This window comes from Streptomyces sp. NPDC101234, from assembly GCF_044767525.1.
In the GTDB taxonomy this organism is placed as follows: Bacteria; Actinomycetota; Actinomycetes; order Streptomycetales; family Streptomycetaceae; genus Streptomyces; species Streptomyces sasae.
In genome coordinates this window covers 121602-136856 of the sequence record NZ_JBIWOA010000013.1, presented here as the reverse complement: position 1 = coordinate 136856, position 15255 = coordinate 121602, and the positions used below count along the sequence as shown (strand labels likewise).

The 15255-nt window shown below is 69.9% G+C and carries 12 protein-coding genes, 1 tRNA gene and 1 pseudogene; 7 read left to right on the top strand and 7 right to left on the bottom strand.

Translation table 11 applies throughout. From position 1 onward, the window contains the following. Nucleotides 1-118: 118 nt before the first annotated feature. From ACIRR9_RS24355 to ACIRR9_RS24345, 3 genes are all read left to right on the top strand, one after another. The gene (locus ACIRR9_RS24355; protein ID WP_403755383.1) at nt 119-1645 is read left to right on the top strand and encodes an MFS transporter; all 1527 of its coding nucleotides are present in this window, start codon (nt 119-121) and stop codon (nt 1643-1645) included. A gap of 159 nt (nt 1646-1804) precedes the next feature. Next, nucleotides 1805-2461, top strand: coding sequence for a rhomboid-like protein (locus tag ACIRR9_RS24350; protein ID WP_365353006.1), 657 nt, complete (start codon nt 1805-1807; stop codon nt 2459-2461). Nucleotides 2462-2470: 9 nt separating this feature from the next. Then, on the top strand, nt 2471-3877 hold the full coding sequence (locus tag ACIRR9_RS24345) for an NAD(P)/FAD-dependent oxidoreductase (RefSeq protein ID WP_403755380.1): 1407 nt from the start codon (nt 2471-2473) through the stop codon (nt 3875-3877). 734 nt (nt 3878-4611) lie between these two features. Here ACIRR9_RS24345 and ACIRR9_RS24340 read toward each other — a convergent pair. Next, a tRNA-Thr gene (locus tag ACIRR9_RS24340) sits at nt 4612-4688 on the bottom strand. Nucleotides 4689-4864: 176 nt separating this feature from the next. Between ACIRR9_RS24340 and ACIRR9_RS24335 the strand changes: the two are divergent. The 4 genes and pseudogenes from ACIRR9_RS24335 to ACIRR9_RS24320 form a co-directional block, all read left to right on the top strand. Further along, nucleotides 4865-5058, top strand: a pseudogene (locus ACIRR9_RS24335) (hypothetical protein); the annotation flags it as partial. A gap of 317 nt (nt 5059-5375) precedes the next feature. After that, a complete protein-coding gene (locus tag ACIRR9_RS24330) occupies nt 5376-6512 on the top strand; it encodes an ABC transporter ATP-binding protein (protein WP_403755377.1) in 1137 nt (378 codons plus the stop codon). 256 nt (nt 6513-6768) lie between these two features. Beyond that, complete coding sequence (locus tag ACIRR9_RS24325) at nt 6769-7230, top strand: hypothetical protein (protein WP_403755374.1); 462 nt, start codon at nt 6769-6771, stop codon at nt 7228-7230. An 85-nt stretch (nt 7231-7315) separates the two neighbouring features. Further along, nucleotides 7316-8047, top strand: coding sequence for an NDP-sugar synthase (locus ACIRR9_RS24320; protein ID WP_403755371.1), 732 nt, complete (start codon nt 7316-7318; stop codon nt 8045-8047). A 146-nt stretch (nt 8048-8193) separates the two neighbouring features. On the opposite strand, the gene ACIRR9_RS24315 is transcribed toward ACIRR9_RS24320, so the two are convergent. The 6 genes from ACIRR9_RS24315 to ACIRR9_RS24290 form a co-directional block, all read right to left on the bottom strand. After that, nucleotides 8194-9861, bottom strand: a complete 1668-nt coding sequence (locus ACIRR9_RS24315) for a DoxX family membrane protein (protein ID WP_403755369.1) — start codon at nt 9859-9861, stop codon at nt 8194-8196. Nucleotides 9862-10011: 150 nt separating this feature from the next. Then, nucleotides 10012-10953: a 23S rRNA (guanosine(2251)-2'-O)-methyltransferase RlmB gene (gene rlmB, locus ACIRR9_RS24310; protein WP_384565572.1), complete on the bottom strand. Its 942-nt coding sequence runs from the start codon at nt 10951-10953 to the stop codon at nt 10012-10014. A 99-nt stretch (nt 10954-11052) separates the two neighbouring features. Further along, a complete protein-coding gene (gene cysS / locus ACIRR9_RS24305; RefSeq protein ID WP_403755366.1) occupies nt 11053-12450 on the bottom strand; it encodes a cysteine--tRNA ligase in 1398 nt (465 codons plus the stop codon). A gap of 142 nt (nt 12451-12592) precedes the next feature. Continuing rightward, the gene (ispF, locus tag ACIRR9_RS24300) at nt 12593-13084 is read right to left on the bottom strand and encodes a 2-C-methyl-D-erythritol 2,4-cyclodiphosphate synthase (protein WP_403755363.1); all 492 of its coding nucleotides are present in this window, start codon (nt 13082-13084) and stop codon (nt 12593-12595) included. Continuing rightward, nucleotides 13074-13838: a 2-C-methyl-D-erythritol 4-phosphate cytidylyltransferase gene (gene ispD, locus ACIRR9_RS24295; RefSeq protein ID WP_403755360.1), complete on the bottom strand. Its 765-nt coding sequence runs from the start codon at nt 13836-13838 to the stop codon at nt 13074-13076. Before ispD ends, ispF begins: the two co-directional genes overlap by 11 nt. Before the next feature lie 332 nt (nt 13839-14170). Beyond that, entirely contained in the window at nt 14171-14653 is a 483-nt protein-coding gene (locus tag ACIRR9_RS24290) for a CarD family transcriptional regulator (protein WP_003953493.1), read from the bottom strand. Nucleotides 14654-15255: the final 602 nt, after the last annotated feature.

Below are 15255 nucleotides of genomic sequence, written 5' to 3'. Positions count from 1 at the left end.
GACGAGGAAGGCACGTCCTGGAGAACCGGGCGGCAACCGGAAAGGTGGTTCTCGAACCATGACCAGGAACAGCACACCACAGGATGCGACACGCCCCGATCCATGGTCTTCTGACCAGATGAGCCGCGCCCGATCGGGTGACTCCCCCGGTGTGTCCACCGGTGTGTCCCACGGCGCCGACGGAGCCGACCCGCACCGCTGGTGGAGTCTGGTGGTCATCGCGCTCGCCCAGCTGATGGTCGTCCTGGACGCGACGATCGTGAACATCGCCCTGCCCTCCGCCCAGCGCGACCTGGGCATGTCCGACGGCAACCGGCAGTGGGTGGTCACCGCCTACACGCTCGCCTTCGGCGGACTGCTCCTGCTCGGCGGCCGGATCGCCGACCTGGTCGGCCGCAAACGCACGTTCGTCATCGGGCTCGTCGGCTTCGCCGCCGCCTCCGCGTTCGGCGGCGCCGCCCACAGCCCGGGCATGCTCTTCGGCGCCCGCGCCCTCCAGGGCGTCTTCGCCGCCGTCCTCGCGCCCTCCGCGCTCTCCCTGCTGACCACGACCTTCACCGACCCGCGCGAGCGCGGCAAGGCCTTCGGCATCTACGGCGCCCTCGCGGGCAGCGGCTCCGCGATCGGGTTCATCGTGGGCGGTCTGCTCACCGAGTACCTGAACTGGCGCTGGTGCCTCTACGTCAACGTGCCCATCGCGTTCATCGCCGTCGCCGGCGCCTCCGCGCTGCTGCACGACCGCCCCGGCCACACCGGCGCCCGGCTCGACGTACCCGGCGCACTGCTCGGCTGCGGCGGACTCGTCGCGATCGTCTACGGCTTCAGCGAGGCCCAGCCGCGCGGCTGGAGCGACCCGCTCGTCCTCGGGCTGTTCGCGGCCGGTGCCGTCCTGCTCACCGCGTTCGTCGTGTGGCAGAACCGCGCCCCCAGCCCCCTGCTGCCCCTGCACATCGTCAAGGACCGCAACCGCGCGGGCAGCTTCCTGACGATGGCCCTCGCGACCGTCGCCATGTTCGGGCTGTTCCTCTTCCTGACCTACTACCTCCAGGTCATCCTCGGCTACTCCCCCGTCAGGGCCGGTCTCGGGTTCCTGCCCCTGACCGTGGCGATCATCATCGGCTCCACCCAGATATCCGCGCGGCTGCTGCACCGCGTGCCCCCGCGCCCGCTCATGGTCCCGGGCACGCTCCTCGCCGCCTGCGGGCTGCTGCTCCTGACCCGGATCACGGTCCACTCCTCCTACCCCACCGAGATCCTGCCCGCCCTGCTGCTGATGGGCCTCGGCATGGGCCTGACCTTCATGCCGGTGTTCGCCACCGCCACCGCCGGCGTCGCCCCGCAGGACGCCGGTGTCACCTCGGCCACCGTCAACACCTCCCAGCAGGTGGGCGGTTCCGTCGGTACGGCCCTGCTCAACACCATCGCCACCACCAGCAGCGCCGCCTACCTCACCGCCCACCTCCACAACCCCGCCCAGAAGGCCGCCGCCGTCCCGCAGGCCGTGGTGCACGGCTACACGGCCGCCATCTGGTGGGCGGTCGGCGTGATGCTGCTGGCCACCCTGGTAGCGGGCCTGATGGTGACAGCGAAGCCACCGAAACACGACGCCCCCGCCAAGACCCCGGTACCGGAGCCGGTCACCTGAGGCCGAGCCGCAGCCGACGGGCGGGCCGGCCGGCCGGCCGAGCGGCATGCCCGCCACCCCGCCCGATCACACAAGCCGCCCGATCGCACAAGCCGGATGATCAGCTCATCCGGAATGTCAATCACACATGTGACGTTACTGCCGTGCATGAATCGCCTCATGGGATTTCTCCGGGGCCTCGGCAGCAGAGTGCGGTGGTACGTCCACAGCGCCCCCGGCACCTACATCTGGCTGGCGATTCTCTTCATGACCACCGTCGCGCTGCACTACATGTCACCCGAGTTCGAGCAGCAGTTCCTGCGGCAGCGGTCCACCAACCTCCACGAACTGTCGGACAACCCCGTACGCGTGCTGATCGCGAGCGCGATGTGGATCGACGGCGGGCACTGGATGCCGTACGCCTTCCTCTACACCGTCTTCCACGCACCCGCCGAACGCTGGCTGGGCACGGTCCGCTGGCTGACGGTGTGCGTGGCCGCGCACGTACTGGCGACACTGATCAGCGAGGGCGCGCTGCTGAAGGGGATCCATGACGGCATCGCCCCGCAGTCGGCGGCCGACACCCTGGACTTCGGAGTGAGTTACGCACTGGCCGGAGTGATCGGAGTACTCGCGTACCGGATCGCGACACCCTGGCGGTACACCTACATCGCGGTCGTCCTACTGGTCTACGGCCTGCCGCTGACCGAGTCGCCCACCTTCACCGACCTCGGACATTTCGTCTCCGTCTGGATCGGCCTCGCCTGCTTTCCGCTGGTCAGAGGGCGCGGAAAAGCATGGAATCCGAAGGAGACACTGGCCGCCCTCAAGGGTTAACGTCCGGACATGAGCAGCTCGGCAAGCAGTGTCGTCAACGGCGGCATCTCCTTCTGGTACGCGAACGACGGCCTCCCCGCGGTACGGGAGCCGCTCGCCGGTGACACCACTGCGGACGTGGTGGTCGTCGGCGGCGGCTACACCGGCCTGTGGACCGCGTACTACCTGAAGAAGGCCGCCCCCTTCCTCCGCGTCACCGTCCTGGAGCAGAAGTTCTGCGGCTACGGCGCCTCCGGCCGTAACGGCGGCTGGCTCTACAACGGCATCGCCGGCCGCGACCGGTACGCCGCACTGCACGGCCACGAAGCCGCCGTACGCCTCCAGAAAGCCATGAACGAGACGGTCGACGAGGTCATCTCGGTCACGAGGACCGAGAAGATCGACGCCGACCTGCACAAGGGCGGAGTGCTGGAGATCGCCACCACCCCGGCACAGCTGACCCGCCTGAAGGCCTTCCACGAGCACGAACTGTCGTACGGCGAGCAGGACCGCGAACTGTACGGCGCCGGGGAGACCCGCGACCGGATCCGCGTCGCCGACGCCGTCGGCTCCACCTGGACCCCGCACGGCGCCCGCCTGCACCCCGTGAAACTGGTCAAGGGCCTGGCCGCGGCCGCGGAGGCACTGGGGGTGCAGATCCACGAGTCCACACCCGTGACCGAGATCCGGCCCAAGCACGCCGTCACGCCCTACGGCACGGTCCGCGCCCCCTACATCCTGCGCTGCACCGAGGGTTTCACCGCCAGCCTCAAGGGCCAGAAGCGCACCTGGCTGCCGATGAACTCCTCGATGATCGCCACCGAACCGCTCACCGAGGCACAGTGGGAATCAGTGGGTTGGAACGGCCTGGAAACCCTCGGGGACATGGCACACGCCTACATGTACGCCCAGCGCACGGCCGACGGCCGGATCGCCCTCGGCGGACGCGGCGTGCCGTACCGCTTCGGATCCCGGACCGACAACGACGGCCGCACCCAGCAGGCGACCATCGAGGCCCTGCGCGAGATCCTCGTACGCTTCTTCCCCTCCCTGGCCGGTGTCGCCGTCGAACACGCCTGGTCAGGAGTGCTCGGGGTACCGCGCGACTGGTGCGCGACCGTCACCCTCGACCGCTCCACAGGCCTCGGCTGGGCGGGCGGCTACGTCGGCTCCGGCGTCGCCACCACCAACCTCGCCGCCCGCACCCTCAGGGACCTCGTCCAGCTCGACTCCGGCCAGGCCGGCCGCACCGACCTGACCGAGCTTCCCTGGGTCAACCACAAGGTCCGCAAGTGGGAACCCGAACCCTTCCGCTGGCTCGGCGTCCAGGGCATGTACGCCACCTACCGCGCCGCCGACCAACGCGAACGCCTCCACCCCGGCACCGAGTCCTCCCGCCTGGCCAGAATCGCGGACCGGGTGGCCGGACGACACTGACGTCAGACCGCCCCCCTGCTCCGCTCCGCGGACCCGGCCCTGCGGATGCGCCCACCCCGACGACGTCACCGACGCACCCCTCCACAACTGCCAGGGAGTTCCCGGAGAGGTTCGAGCGGGCAGGAGCGGACTGCCGCCGGACCCTCCGAACCTCCCAAGGAGCACACCTTGTTAAGACACATGTGCATCTCCCTCGCCTCCGTCGTCCTCGCCGCCGCACCCGCGCCGACCGGCCTGACGTCCCCGAGCAGCGCGAGCGCGGCCACCGCCGGCCCGGCCGAGGCACTCAACGCAACCAGCAGCCTGCACAGCGCCGCCGCCCTCGCCACGGTGGTCATGGTCCAGTCGGTGCCGGGCACGCCAACCCGACCCAGGTCGCCATGGTCAACGGAGCGGGCCGGAACAAGGACACCGTCAGCGCGCTGAGCAGCGACGGCACCGACTTCAGCGCCACCTGGGTCAGGGCCGACTAGCACCGCACCAGGCGGCCTCCACCCTGCTGCGACGTGCACGTCGATCATGGCGCGCAGACCTGAGACGGCCTTCGCCGTCATGTCGTCCCATCGCGGACAGAGGTCGCAGGCCGCACGGCCGCACCCGTACGAACCAGGGGCGGTGCAGGTAGGCGACCGCCCCTCATCGAGGCGCACCGCCGTCGCGACGCGGCCGCGGGACCGCGACCGTACCCGAAAACCACGAACTCACAGGCCCTGCGGGCGGGTTGCCCATCTTGTTGGAGCCCCCTGTCGGATTCGAACCGACGACCTACGCTTTACAAGAGCGTTGCTCTGGCCAGCTGAGCTAAGGAGGCACCGCGCACTACAACGCCGAACGCGAAGGCGGGACCACTGTACACAGACCCCGTTTCCCCAAGCCACGCAGTTCCACACTCCACCGATCCAAAACTCCACGTAACCACCCGCGCACCCGTTCGTCAGTCGGCCTGACGTGCTGTTCCGAAGATCGGATCATCCGGGGAGGGGTTAGATCGCGCGTCTGTACGCACAGATCAATGACGTACGCAGGGACCTGTTGGACAAGCTGACCACCCGCCTCGTGCGCGAGAACCAAGCGCTCGTGGACCGGTTCTTTCCGTCTATTGCGGTGCGCTGCACGACCGGGATGTGAATGCCGCCGTGAACCTTCGGGACGAGGGGTTGCGGTTGCTGGGCGCCGCATAGGCGGCTGATGCCGTACGGACCGACAGGCCGTCGGCCGGAATGCCTGTGGAGTCCGTGTGAGACCGGTCAGGCGCAGTTCCCAGAGTTGTGCTCGATCGGCAGTGGGCGATGAAGCAGGAAGCCAGAGGCATGGTCAAAAGAGAGGCGCTCTGCCCCCGCTGGAAAATTCCCGCGAAGTTCACAGCCCTCCAGGTACTGACATACGGGGTGAACGCCAGGTACCGTCCAGAGCCAGTTCACTCTCGTGGACTACACCACCACCTTCCTACAACGGATCGTCCGGCACGTTCCTGCCGGTAGAAGGGGGCCTCTGAGCCATGGCCACTGTCACTTTCGACAAGGCGACCCGGATCTACCCGGGTTCCACCAAGCCCGCCGTCGACGGCCTCGACATCGCGATCGAGGACGGCGAGTTCCTCGTCCTGGTCGGCCCGTCGGGTTGCGGCAAGTCCACCTCGCTCCGGATGCTCGCGGGGCTCGAGGACGTCAACGGCGGCGCCATCCGCATCGGTGACCGCGACGTCACGCACCTGCCGCCCAAGGACCGGGACATCGCCATGGTGTTCCAGAACTACGCCCTCTACCCGCACATGACCGTCGCCGACAACATGGGCTTCGCGCTCAAGATCGCCGGCATCAACAAGGCGGAGATCCGGCAGAAGGTCGAGGAGGCCGCGAAGATCCTCGACCTGACCGAGTACCTGGACCGCAAGCCGAAGGCGCTGTCCGGTGGTCAGCGTCAGCGTGTCGCGATGGGCCGTGCCATCGTGCGTGAGCCGCAGGTCTTCCTCATGGACGAGCCGCTGTCCAACCTGGACGCCAAGCTCCGGGTCTCGACCCGTACGCAGATCGCGTCGCTGCAGCGCCGCCTCGGCATCACCACCGTCTACGTCACCCACGACCAGGTCGAGGCCATGACGATGGGCGACCGCGTGGCCGTGCTCAAGGACGGTCTGCTGCAGCAGGTCGACTCGCCGCGCAACATGTACGACCGGCCCGCCAACCTCTTCGTCGCCGGCTTCATCGGCTCCCCGGCCATGAACCTGGTCGAGGTCCCGATCACCGACGGCGGTGTGAAGTTCGGCAACAGCGTGGTGCCGGTGAGCCGTGAGGCGCTGCAGGCCGCCGCCGACAAGGGTGACCGTACGGTGACCGTCGGTGTCCGTCCCGAGCACTTCGACGTCGTCGAGCACAACGGCGAGGCCGCGTCCGCCCTGTCCAAGGACTCCGAGGACGCCCCGGCCGGTCTCGCGGTCTCCGTGAACGTCGTGGAGGAGCTCGGCGCCGACGGCTACGTCTACGGCAGCGCCAAGGTCGGCGACGACCTCAAGGACCTGGTCGTCCGCGTCAGCGGCCGCGCGGTCCCGGAGAAGGGTGCCACGCTGCACGTCGTGCCGCGGCCGGGCGAGATCCACGTGTTCTCGACGTCCACGGGTGAGCGTCTCTCCGACTGAGAGATCTCCGGCCGAGAGACCGACGGCTTCGGTGCCGTCACAGTGACAAACCTCTGACCAGGGTGAATCTGCCCAGGTTGACGACGAAGGCCCCGCAGCCTGCTGCGGGGCCTTTCCGTTGCCCCGTTTTACCCCGGCAAGCGGGTGGTTTTCGAGCAGTGTGCGTCAACCCCGTACCCGAAACACGGCACTTCTCCATCCCCCGAACCGGTGACTAAATGTCGCCAAATCATTACCGCACGCTACCCTCACACGCGTGAAGCACTCCACCACCCCTCAGACGCGACGCGGCCACCGGGGCGGCCCTGCCCGCCGGATCGGCCGCACTCTCGCCCTCGTCCTGCCCGTCGTCCTGGTGCTCTCCGGGACCCTCGCCGTCACCCGCGTCAACTGGACGGGAAGCCCGCGGAGCTCGGTGCTCACCGCGACCGACGTGACCGACGCGCACGTCTCCTCCAAGGCCCTCGCCCAGGCCCCGCAGGACGTACTGCGTGACCAGCTGATGACCGAGCTCCAGGACCGGAACCCGGGCCAGGTCCTCACCCACCTCCAGCAGGCGGTCAACGGCCACCCGTCGCTCGCCCGGCACTGCACGTCCATCGCCCGGGCGCTGGGCCAGGCCGCGGTGCGCATCTACGGCGCCTCCCGCGCCCAGTCGTTCGCCCGCCCGGTCTGTGACACGTCCTTCGCGTCCGGCGTGCTCGCGGCACACAGCTGAACGGCGGTTGGGAAGTAGGTAACGGGACCTTAAGGGGACCCGTCCGGCGGGAAGCCGGCCCCGGGGCGCGTCGTACAGTTCGGGCATGACCCATCCGAACGCCGCGTTGCGCCCCACTCAAGCCGTGGTCCTGGCCGGTGGCCAGGGCTCACGGCTTCGTCCGTACACCGACGACCGGCCCAAGCCGATGGTCGAGATCCCCGGTACGGGCACGCCGATCATCGGCCACCAGTTGACCTGGCTCGCCGAGGAGGGCGTCACGGACGTGGTGGTCTCCTGCGGCCACCTCGCCGAGGTCCTGCAGAAGTGGCTGGCGACGGCCGACCTGCCCCTCTCCGTCACCACGGTGGTGGAGTCCGAGCCGCTGGGCCGGGGCGGCGGTCTGAAGTACGCGGCCGCGCATCTGCCCCGTCCCGAGCGGCCCTGGTACGCCACGAACGGCGACATCTGGACGCGGTTCTCGCTGCGCGACATGGCCGACTTCCACACGGAGCGGGACGCGGTGGCGACGCTGGCGCTGGCGCGGCCGCGGATTCCCTGGGGCGCGGTGAAGACGGACGGCTTCGGCCACATCACGGACTTCATCGAGGCGCCGCCGTCGACGTTCGAGATCAACGCGGGTGTGTACGTCTTCTCCCCCGAGTTCGCCGGGATGCTGCCGGAGCGGGGGGATCACGAGCGGACGACGTTTCCGCACCTGGCGCGAAGCCGGCAGCTGGCCGGGTTCCCGATCCCTCAGGGGGCGTACTGGCGGGCGATCGACACGGCGAAGGATCTGACGGAGGCGGCGAAGGAGCTGGCGGCGCTGGGGAGGTAGGCCGCGCGCTGAAAGTCGGCCCACCGTCGTCGGCTGCGGGTGCGTTGTGGCCGGTCGCGCAGTTCCTCCCCCAGCTCCCCTTTGGGGCGCGTTGAGGCCCCGCACCTTTTCAGGTGCGGGGCCTCAAGTCGTACGGCCGGATCGCGCTAGCCCAGCAAACCGCCCACCAGGCCCGGCTGGCCGGAGGACGACGTGCCGCCGCTGGTGCCTGTGCCGGTGCTTGTGCCGCCGCTCGTCGAGGAGGCGCCGCCGGTGGCGGTGCCGCCGGAGGTCGGGCCGGCTGTGGTGGGCGCCGGGGCGGTGTGCTGGGGCGGGGCCTGGCCTGTCGTGCCCTGGGTCTCGCTGGGGGTGGTGGTCGTGTTGCCCGCCGTGTGGCCGGCGCTCGGGGTCGTGGCCGCTCCGGAGGGGCTCGCGCCGGCCGTGGCGCCCCCGGAGGGGGAGGTGGGGGCCGACGGAGTCGTGGCGTGGCGCTTGACCGGCTTGCCGGGGAGCGGGGAGCCGGGGAGGTTGTTGCGGGGCGCCTCGCCGGGGCCGGGGACGACCACTCGGCTGGAGTCGCGGACCGCGCCGCCCAGGAGGGAGCCGACGAGGAGGGTGAGGCCGATGGTGACGGCCGTGACCAGGGCGCCTCGGCGGAGCACGAAGGCGCGCAGCTCCCAGATGTCGGCGCGGGGGCCGAGCCGTCGCCAGGCGCTGCCCGCCAGCCGGCCGTCGACGGAGTAGACGGGGGCGCCGGCGATGATCAGCGGCGACCAGGCGGCGAGATAGATGATGTCGGGGGCGTCGTAGGCGGGGACGGTCTTCCAGCTGACGGTGACGATGAGCGCGGCGGACAGCAGCGCGCCGACGACCGCGGCGACCCGCTGCCAGCAGCCGAGGACGGTCAGGACGCCGACGATCACCTGGAAGAAGGCGATCACCAGGCCGGAGCCGACCGGGTGCTGGAGGGCGAACTGGCGCAGCGGCTCGGCGACCTCCCAGGGGTGCAGCGTGTTGAGCCAGGTGACCATGGAGCCGCGCTTGCCGCCGTCGAAGTAGACGGGGTCGCACAGCTTGCCCATGCCGGCGTAGACGGAGATGAAACCGAGGAAGATCCGGAGCGGGAGCAGGACCACGCCGAGGTTCATCCGGCGGCCGGGGTAGTAGGCGTGCCGGGCCGGGTCGCCGTCGCCGGTCCGCCTGGTGGGAAGCTCCTCGTCGACGTGGTCGTAGTCGTCGAACCGGTCGTCGGAGTAGGCCGGTTCGCCGTAGGCCGGTTCGTCGTAGGCGCTGCCGACCGTCCGCATGTTCGGGAGGAGGCGGTTCTCGCCCGAGGCCGGGGAGCGTGGGTGGCCGACCATCGGTGTCTCGACGGTCTGGTCCAGCACGTCGTAGCCGTCGCCGACGCGGGGGATGACCCGGGTCGCGCCGGCCGGCTCGGCCGGTTCCTCGGCGTACCGGACGCTGCCGCCGCGGACGGCCTGGAGCAGCCGGTGGGCGCCGGTGTCGTCGGGCGCGGACCTGCCGCTCCACACGACCGGGCGGCGGCGGCCGGCGGCCGCTCCCGCTCTGCCCGCCGGGCCGGCGACCGGGATCCGCGTGGTGTCCTCGGTGGCGCTCATGTGCCGTACGACCCGGGGGGATTGGGTACGCCGTGTCGATACGCCCAGCTGCACGCGGAAGCTCGCGTGGTTGACGATGACCTGCGCCGGATCGCTCGGCACCTTCACCATGCTCAGCGCGGGAGCGTCGTCGGGACCGGAGGCGAATCCGGAGCGGAATCCCGACGAGCGGTCCCCCGTGGGTGTGCGGGGTGTTCTGGTGTCCACACTCATCTAACCGAGTGACGTGGAGTTAGGACACTGCTTTGACCGGCCGGATGTGTCCGGACCCCGTCAAGGATGCCCTGGACGCCGGAATTACCCCGCACGGGTGAGGTTACGGACGTTTGTTCAGCCCCGGCGGCGCGCCGCCTCGCACGGCCGTCAGCCCCGGCGGCGCGCCGCCTCGTACAGCACGATCCCCGCCGCCACACCGGCGTTGAGCGACTCGGCGCCGCCCGGCATCGGGATGCGGACCCGGAAGTCGCAGGTCTCGCCGACCAGTCGGGACAGGCCCTTGCCCTCGCTGCCGACGACGATGACGACCGGGCCGCCGAGGGCCTCCAGGTCGCCGATCTCGTGCTCGCCGTCCGCCGCGAGGCCGACGATCACGATGCCGGCCTTCTTGTACGACTCCAGGGCCCGGGTCAGGTTGGTGGCGCGGGCGACGGGCGTGCGGGCCGCCGTACCGGCCGACGTCTTCCAGGCGCCGGCGGTCATACCGGCCGCGCGGCGCTCGGGGACGACGACTCCGTGGCCGCCGAAGGCGGAGACCGAGCGGACGACCGCGCCGAGGTTGCGCGGGTCGGTGACCCCGTCCAGGGCGACGATGAGGGGGTCCTCGCCGTCGTCGGCGGCCGCGTCGGCCAGGTCCTCGGGGTGCGCGTACTCGTACGGCGGGACCTGGAGGACCAGGCCCTGGTGGTTGAGGCCGTTCGTCATACGGTCCAGCTCGGGGCGCGGGGCCTCCATGAGGTTGATGCCACCGCGCTCGGCGGCGAGCTGCAGCGCCTCGCGGACCCGCTCGTCGTTGTCGATGAACTGCTGGACGTAGAGGGTGGAGGCCGGGACGCCCTCGCGGAGGGCTTCCACCACCGGGTTGCGGCCGACGACCATCTCGGACGTGCCCTTGCCGCCGCGGCCGCGTGCCACCGGGCGGCGCTGGGTCTGCTTGGCCTTGGCGGTGGCGATGCGGTTCTTCTTGTGGCCCTTGCGCATCTCGGCGGGCGGGGTCGGGCCCTTGCCCTCCAGGCCCCGGCGCCGCTGGCCGCCACTGCCGACCTGCGCGCCCTTCTTGCCGGACATGCGGCGGTTGTTGGCTGCCATGAGTTACCCGTCTCCGTGAGCTTCGTTTCGTACGTGCGTCTTATGCAGTGTGCCGCCCGGGGGGCCGGGCGGCACAGTTGATCTTCAGATCCGGGGCGACTAGGACTTGAGGGTCCAGCGCGGTCCGGAGGGGCTGTCCTCGATCGCGAGGCCGGACTGGTTCAGCTGGTCGCGGATGGCGTCGGCGGTCGCCCAGTCCTTGCGGCCGCGGGCGGACTCGCGCTGGTCGAGGACGAGCCGTACCAGGCTGTCCACGACCCCGTGCAGGTTGTCGCCCTTCTCGACGCCACCGGCCCAGTGCGCATCGAGCGGGTCGAGACCGAGGACGCCGAGCATGGCGCGGACCTCGGCGAGGCGGGCGACGGCCGCCTCCTTGTCGTCGGCGGCCAGCGCGCTGTTGCCCTGCCGGACCGTGGTGTGCACGACGGCGAGGGCCTGCGGGACGCCCAGGTCGTCGTCCATCGCCTCGGCGAACGCCGGCGGGACCTCCGGCGAGGGCTCGACGGCTCCCCCGGCCAGCTCGACCACGCGCTGCACGAAGCCCTCGATGCGCGCGAACGCCGACTCGGCCTCGCGCAGCGACTCCTCGCTGTACTCGATCATCGAGCGGTAGTGCGGGGTGCCCAGGTAGTAGCGCAGCACGATCGGGCGCCAGTGCCTGACCATCTCGGAGACGAGGACCGAGTTCCCGAGGGACTTCGACATCTTCTCGCCGCTCATGGTGACCCAGGCGTTGTGCACCCAGTACCGGGCGAAGTCGTCGCCGAACGCCTTGGCCTGGGCGATCTCGTTCTCGTGGTGCGGGAAGATCAGGTCCAGGCCGCCGCCGTGGATGTCGAACGACTCGCCGAGGTACTTGTGGGCCATCGCCGAGCACTCCAGGTGCCAGCCGGGGCGGCCGCGGCCCCACGGCGTCTCCCAGCTGGGCTCGCCCGGTTTCACGGCCTTCCACAGCGCGAAGTCCCGCTGGTCCCGCTTGCCGGTCTCGCCCTCGCCCTCCGGCTGGCGGAGGTTGTCCAGCTCCTGGTTGGAGAGCTGGAGGTAGTCCGGGTAGGAGCGCACGTCGAAGTAGACGTTGCCGTCGGACTCGTAGGCGTGCCCGCGCTCGATGAGCCCGCGCATCATCTCGATCATCTCCGGTACGTGCCCGGTCGCGCGGGGCTCGTACGTCGGCGGGAGGCAGCCGAGCGCGAAGTAGCCGTCGTTGAACGCGCGCTCGTTCTGGTAGCCGATCGCCCACCAGGGGCGGCCCTGCTCGGCGGACTTGGCGATGATCTTGTCGTCGATGTCCGTGACGTTGCGGATGAACGTCACGGCATAGCCGCGGTATTCGAACCAGCGGCGCATGATGTCGAAGTTCAGGCCGGACCGGATGTGCCCGATGTGGGGCGCCGCCTGCACGGTGGCACCACAGAGGTAGATCGAGACACAGCCCGCGGTGAGCGGGGTGAAGTCACGGATCTGCCGGGCGTTGGTGTCGTACAGGCGAATAGTCACGGGACCTAGGGTAGTGGGCGGAGGGTGGTGCGTGGCACCGGCGTGCGAAGCGCCGTTGCCGGGTGCGCGTGCGCTGTGGCCCGTCGCGCCCACGCGGCGGAGCCGCACATCGATTCAGCCCCGCGCCCCTGAAGGAATCCGGTCACGCTGCCTTCACGACCAACGCCGTTGCCACCGCCATCAGACCTTCGCCCCTGCCCGGGAAACCCAGGCCGTCCGTGGTGGCCCCGGAGACCGACACGGGAGCCCCGGCGGCGTCCGAAAGGATCTTCTCCGCCTCGTCCCGGCGCTTTCCGATCTTCGGGCGCGGTCCTACGACCTGTACGGCGATGTTCCCGATGGTGAAACCGGCGTCGCGGACGATCCGGGCCGCCTCCGTCAGGAGGGTCACGCCCGACGCGCCCGACCACTGGGGCCGTCCCGTGCCGAAGTGCTGCCCCAGGTCACCGAGTCCCGCCGCCGAGAAGAGCGCGTTGCAGGCCGCGTGGGCGACGACGTCCGCGTCGGAGTGGCCGGCCAGGCCGGGGCCCTCGCCCTCCCACTTGAGGCCGGCGCACCACAGCTCGCGGCCCTCTTCGAAGGCGTGGATGTCGGTGCCGATACCGACCCGCGGCAGTACGACCTCAGAAGCCATCGTTGAGCCTCCTGCGGGCCAGGACCGCCTCCGCGAGGACCAGGTCCAGGGGGCGGGTGACCTTGAAGGCCTCCTCGTGGCCGGGGACGACCACGACCTGCTCACCCAGCTGTTCGACCATGCTGGCGTCGTCGGTGACGTTGTCGGTGACCGTCTCGTGGGCGCGGACCAGCGTCGTGCGGTCGAAGCCCTGGGGGGTCTGCACGGCGCGCAGCCGGGCGCGCTCCGGGGTCGCGACCACCGGTTCCGGGTCTCCGGGGGTGGCCGTCGGCTCGACCTCCTTGACCGTGTCGGCGAGGGGGAGGGCGGGGACGACCGCGGGGGCGCCCTCGCGGACCGCCTGGATCACGGCGTCGACGGTGTCGACGGGGACGAGGGGGCGGGCCGCGTCATGGACGAGAACGATGTCGTAGTCCGGGGGCAGCGCGTCCAGGCCGAGCTTGACCGACTCCTGGCGGGACTCGCCGCCGGGGACGACGAGGAAGTCGGTGCGGTCGGGCAGCGCGTGCGCGTCGAGGAGGGACTTGACCTCGGGCGCGCCGTCGGGCGGAGCCACGACGACGACCAGGGAGACCGCGCGGGAGGCGGCCAGGGCGCGTACGGCGTGGATGAGCATGGGCGTGCCGTTCAGCGCGCGTAGCGCCTTGGGGGCGCCCGGACCGAGGCGTACGCCCCGGCCGGCGGCGGGAATCACGGCTGCCGTGCGCAGTGCGGTACGCGATTCCGTACGCGAAGGACGCGAATCGTCAGACATCGGTTCCTGTCAGGTTTGTGTGCGGGCCTGGCGTGGGTATGGCCTGGGAAGTGCCGGGCGCGACGCCTTGACCGGACCCTTCCGTGACACCGGTCGAGCCAGCAGCCCGGGCCCGGCACGCCTAGTATCGGGGGTTTCCGCCGGGGTGGGTTCAGGGCGGGGTTCCGAGTGACCGAGCACAGCGGGCCGGGCCCGATATGCGCGTCGGGCTCAATACGCGCGTTCCGGGATTCCGGGTACGAACATGCCGCAGCGCCCGGCGACAGTTGCTGTGTCATCGGGCACCGCGGCATATCGGTGTGCGGAGTTTCAGTGTGCCGAGCTGGACCGCGTCAGGACGCGAGGACCTCGTCGAGCAGGGCCTCGGCCTTGTCCTCGTTCGTGTTCTCCGCGAGGGCGAGCTCGCTCACCAGGATCTGGCGGGCCTTGGCGAGCATGCGCTTCTCTCCGGCGGAGAGTCCGCGCTCGCGCTCACGACGCCACAGGTCACGCACGACTTCCGCGACCTTGATGACATCGCCGGAGGCGAGCTTCTCCAGGTTTGCCTTGTAACGACGGGACCAGTTCGTGGGCTCCTCGGCGTACGGTGCGCGCAGCACCTCGAAGACCCGGTCCAGCCCGTCCTGACCGACCACATCACGCACGCCGACGAACTCCGCATTGTCCGCTGGCACACGTACCGTCAGGTCACCCTGGGCGACCTTCAGCACCAAGTAGGTCTTGTCCACGCCTTTGATCTGGCGAGTTTCGATGGCCTCGATCAGCGCGGCCCCGTGATGGGGATAGACCACGGTGTCGCCAACCTTGAACGTCATGTGACAGGTACCCCTTCCGTGGCTATCCAGGGTAACACGGAAACCGGCGGTTCTGAATGGCGTTTTCGCAGGTCAGGGCATATCTCGGGGCTTGACAACAGCAACAGGAACGTGCTGCACGGGCCGTCCGGAACCAGGTATTCGCAGGTCGGAGCGGCTCTCCGGGCGAGGTGAAACGAGCACGTTACACACATCCGGACGCCCGCCCAAGTGGATGAACGTCCCTATATGTCCGGTTCCAAGCGTACGACTTCCGCTACTCCGTTCGGTTGCCCGGACCGGATCCGGGGCGTTTCCGGAATTGATCACAGGCGTCCGACCGAACGGTACGTGATCAATTTCCCTGGTGGCCGCGCATTCCTTCACGGAAATTTTGCGCGCGGTGTTGCGAACGAGTTATCTGAATGCCGGACGGGCGTCGCTTCAAAGTGACCGGAGAGTCACTTGCGGCCCCCTGCGGACACCCACCGCTTGAGAGAAGCGAGGGGCTTGGGGAGGGTCGGGTGCGGCCGTGCGGGAACGGCTCGGTAACCTAAGGCCGCTGACAGACACTTAGGGCGGCTTTATAAGGTAGTCGTCCGTGCGTTCAAGGAGTAGCCGCC

Excerpts from the sequence above, each read along its gene's own strand:
- ACIRR9_RS24320 (WP_403755371.1), top strand. The coding sequence starts at position 7,316 with ATGACCCATCCGAACGCCGCGTTGCGCCCCACTCAAGCCGTGGTCCTG.
- ACIRR9_RS24290 (WP_003953493.1), bottom strand. The coding sequence starts at position 14,653 with ATGACGTTCAAGGTTGGCGACACCGTGGTCTATCCCCATCACGGGGCC.
- ACIRR9_RS24345 (WP_403755380.1), top strand. The coding sequence starts at position 2,471 with ATGAGCAGCTCGGCAAGCAGTGTCGTCAACGGCGGCATCTCCTTCTGG.
- ACIRR9_RS24315 (WP_403755369.1), bottom strand. The coding sequence starts at position 9,861 with ATGAGTGTGGACACCAGAACACCCCGCACACCCACGGGGGACCGCTCG.
- rlmB (WP_384565572.1), bottom strand. The coding sequence starts at position 10,953 with ATGGCAGCCAACAACCGCCGCATGTCCGGCAAGAAGGGCGCGCAGGTC.
- ACIRR9_RS24330 (WP_403755377.1), top strand. The coding sequence starts at position 5,376 with ATGGCCACTGTCACTTTCGACAAGGCGACCCGGATCTACCCGGGTTCC.
- ACIRR9_RS24355 (WP_403755383.1), top strand. The coding sequence starts at position 119 with ATGAGCCGCGCCCGATCGGGTGACTCCCCCGGTGTGTCCACCGGTGTG.
- ACIRR9_RS24350 (WP_365353006.1), top strand. The coding sequence starts at position 1,805 with ATGGGATTTCTCCGGGGCCTCGGCAGCAGAGTGCGGTGGTACGTCCAC.
- ispF (WP_403755363.1), bottom strand. The coding sequence starts at position 13,084 with ATGGCTTCTGAGGTCGTACTGCCGCGGGTCGGTATCGGCACCGACATC.
- ispD (WP_403755360.1), bottom strand. The coding sequence starts at position 13,838 with ATGTCTGACGATTCGCGTCCTTCGCGTACGGAATCGCGTACCGCACTG.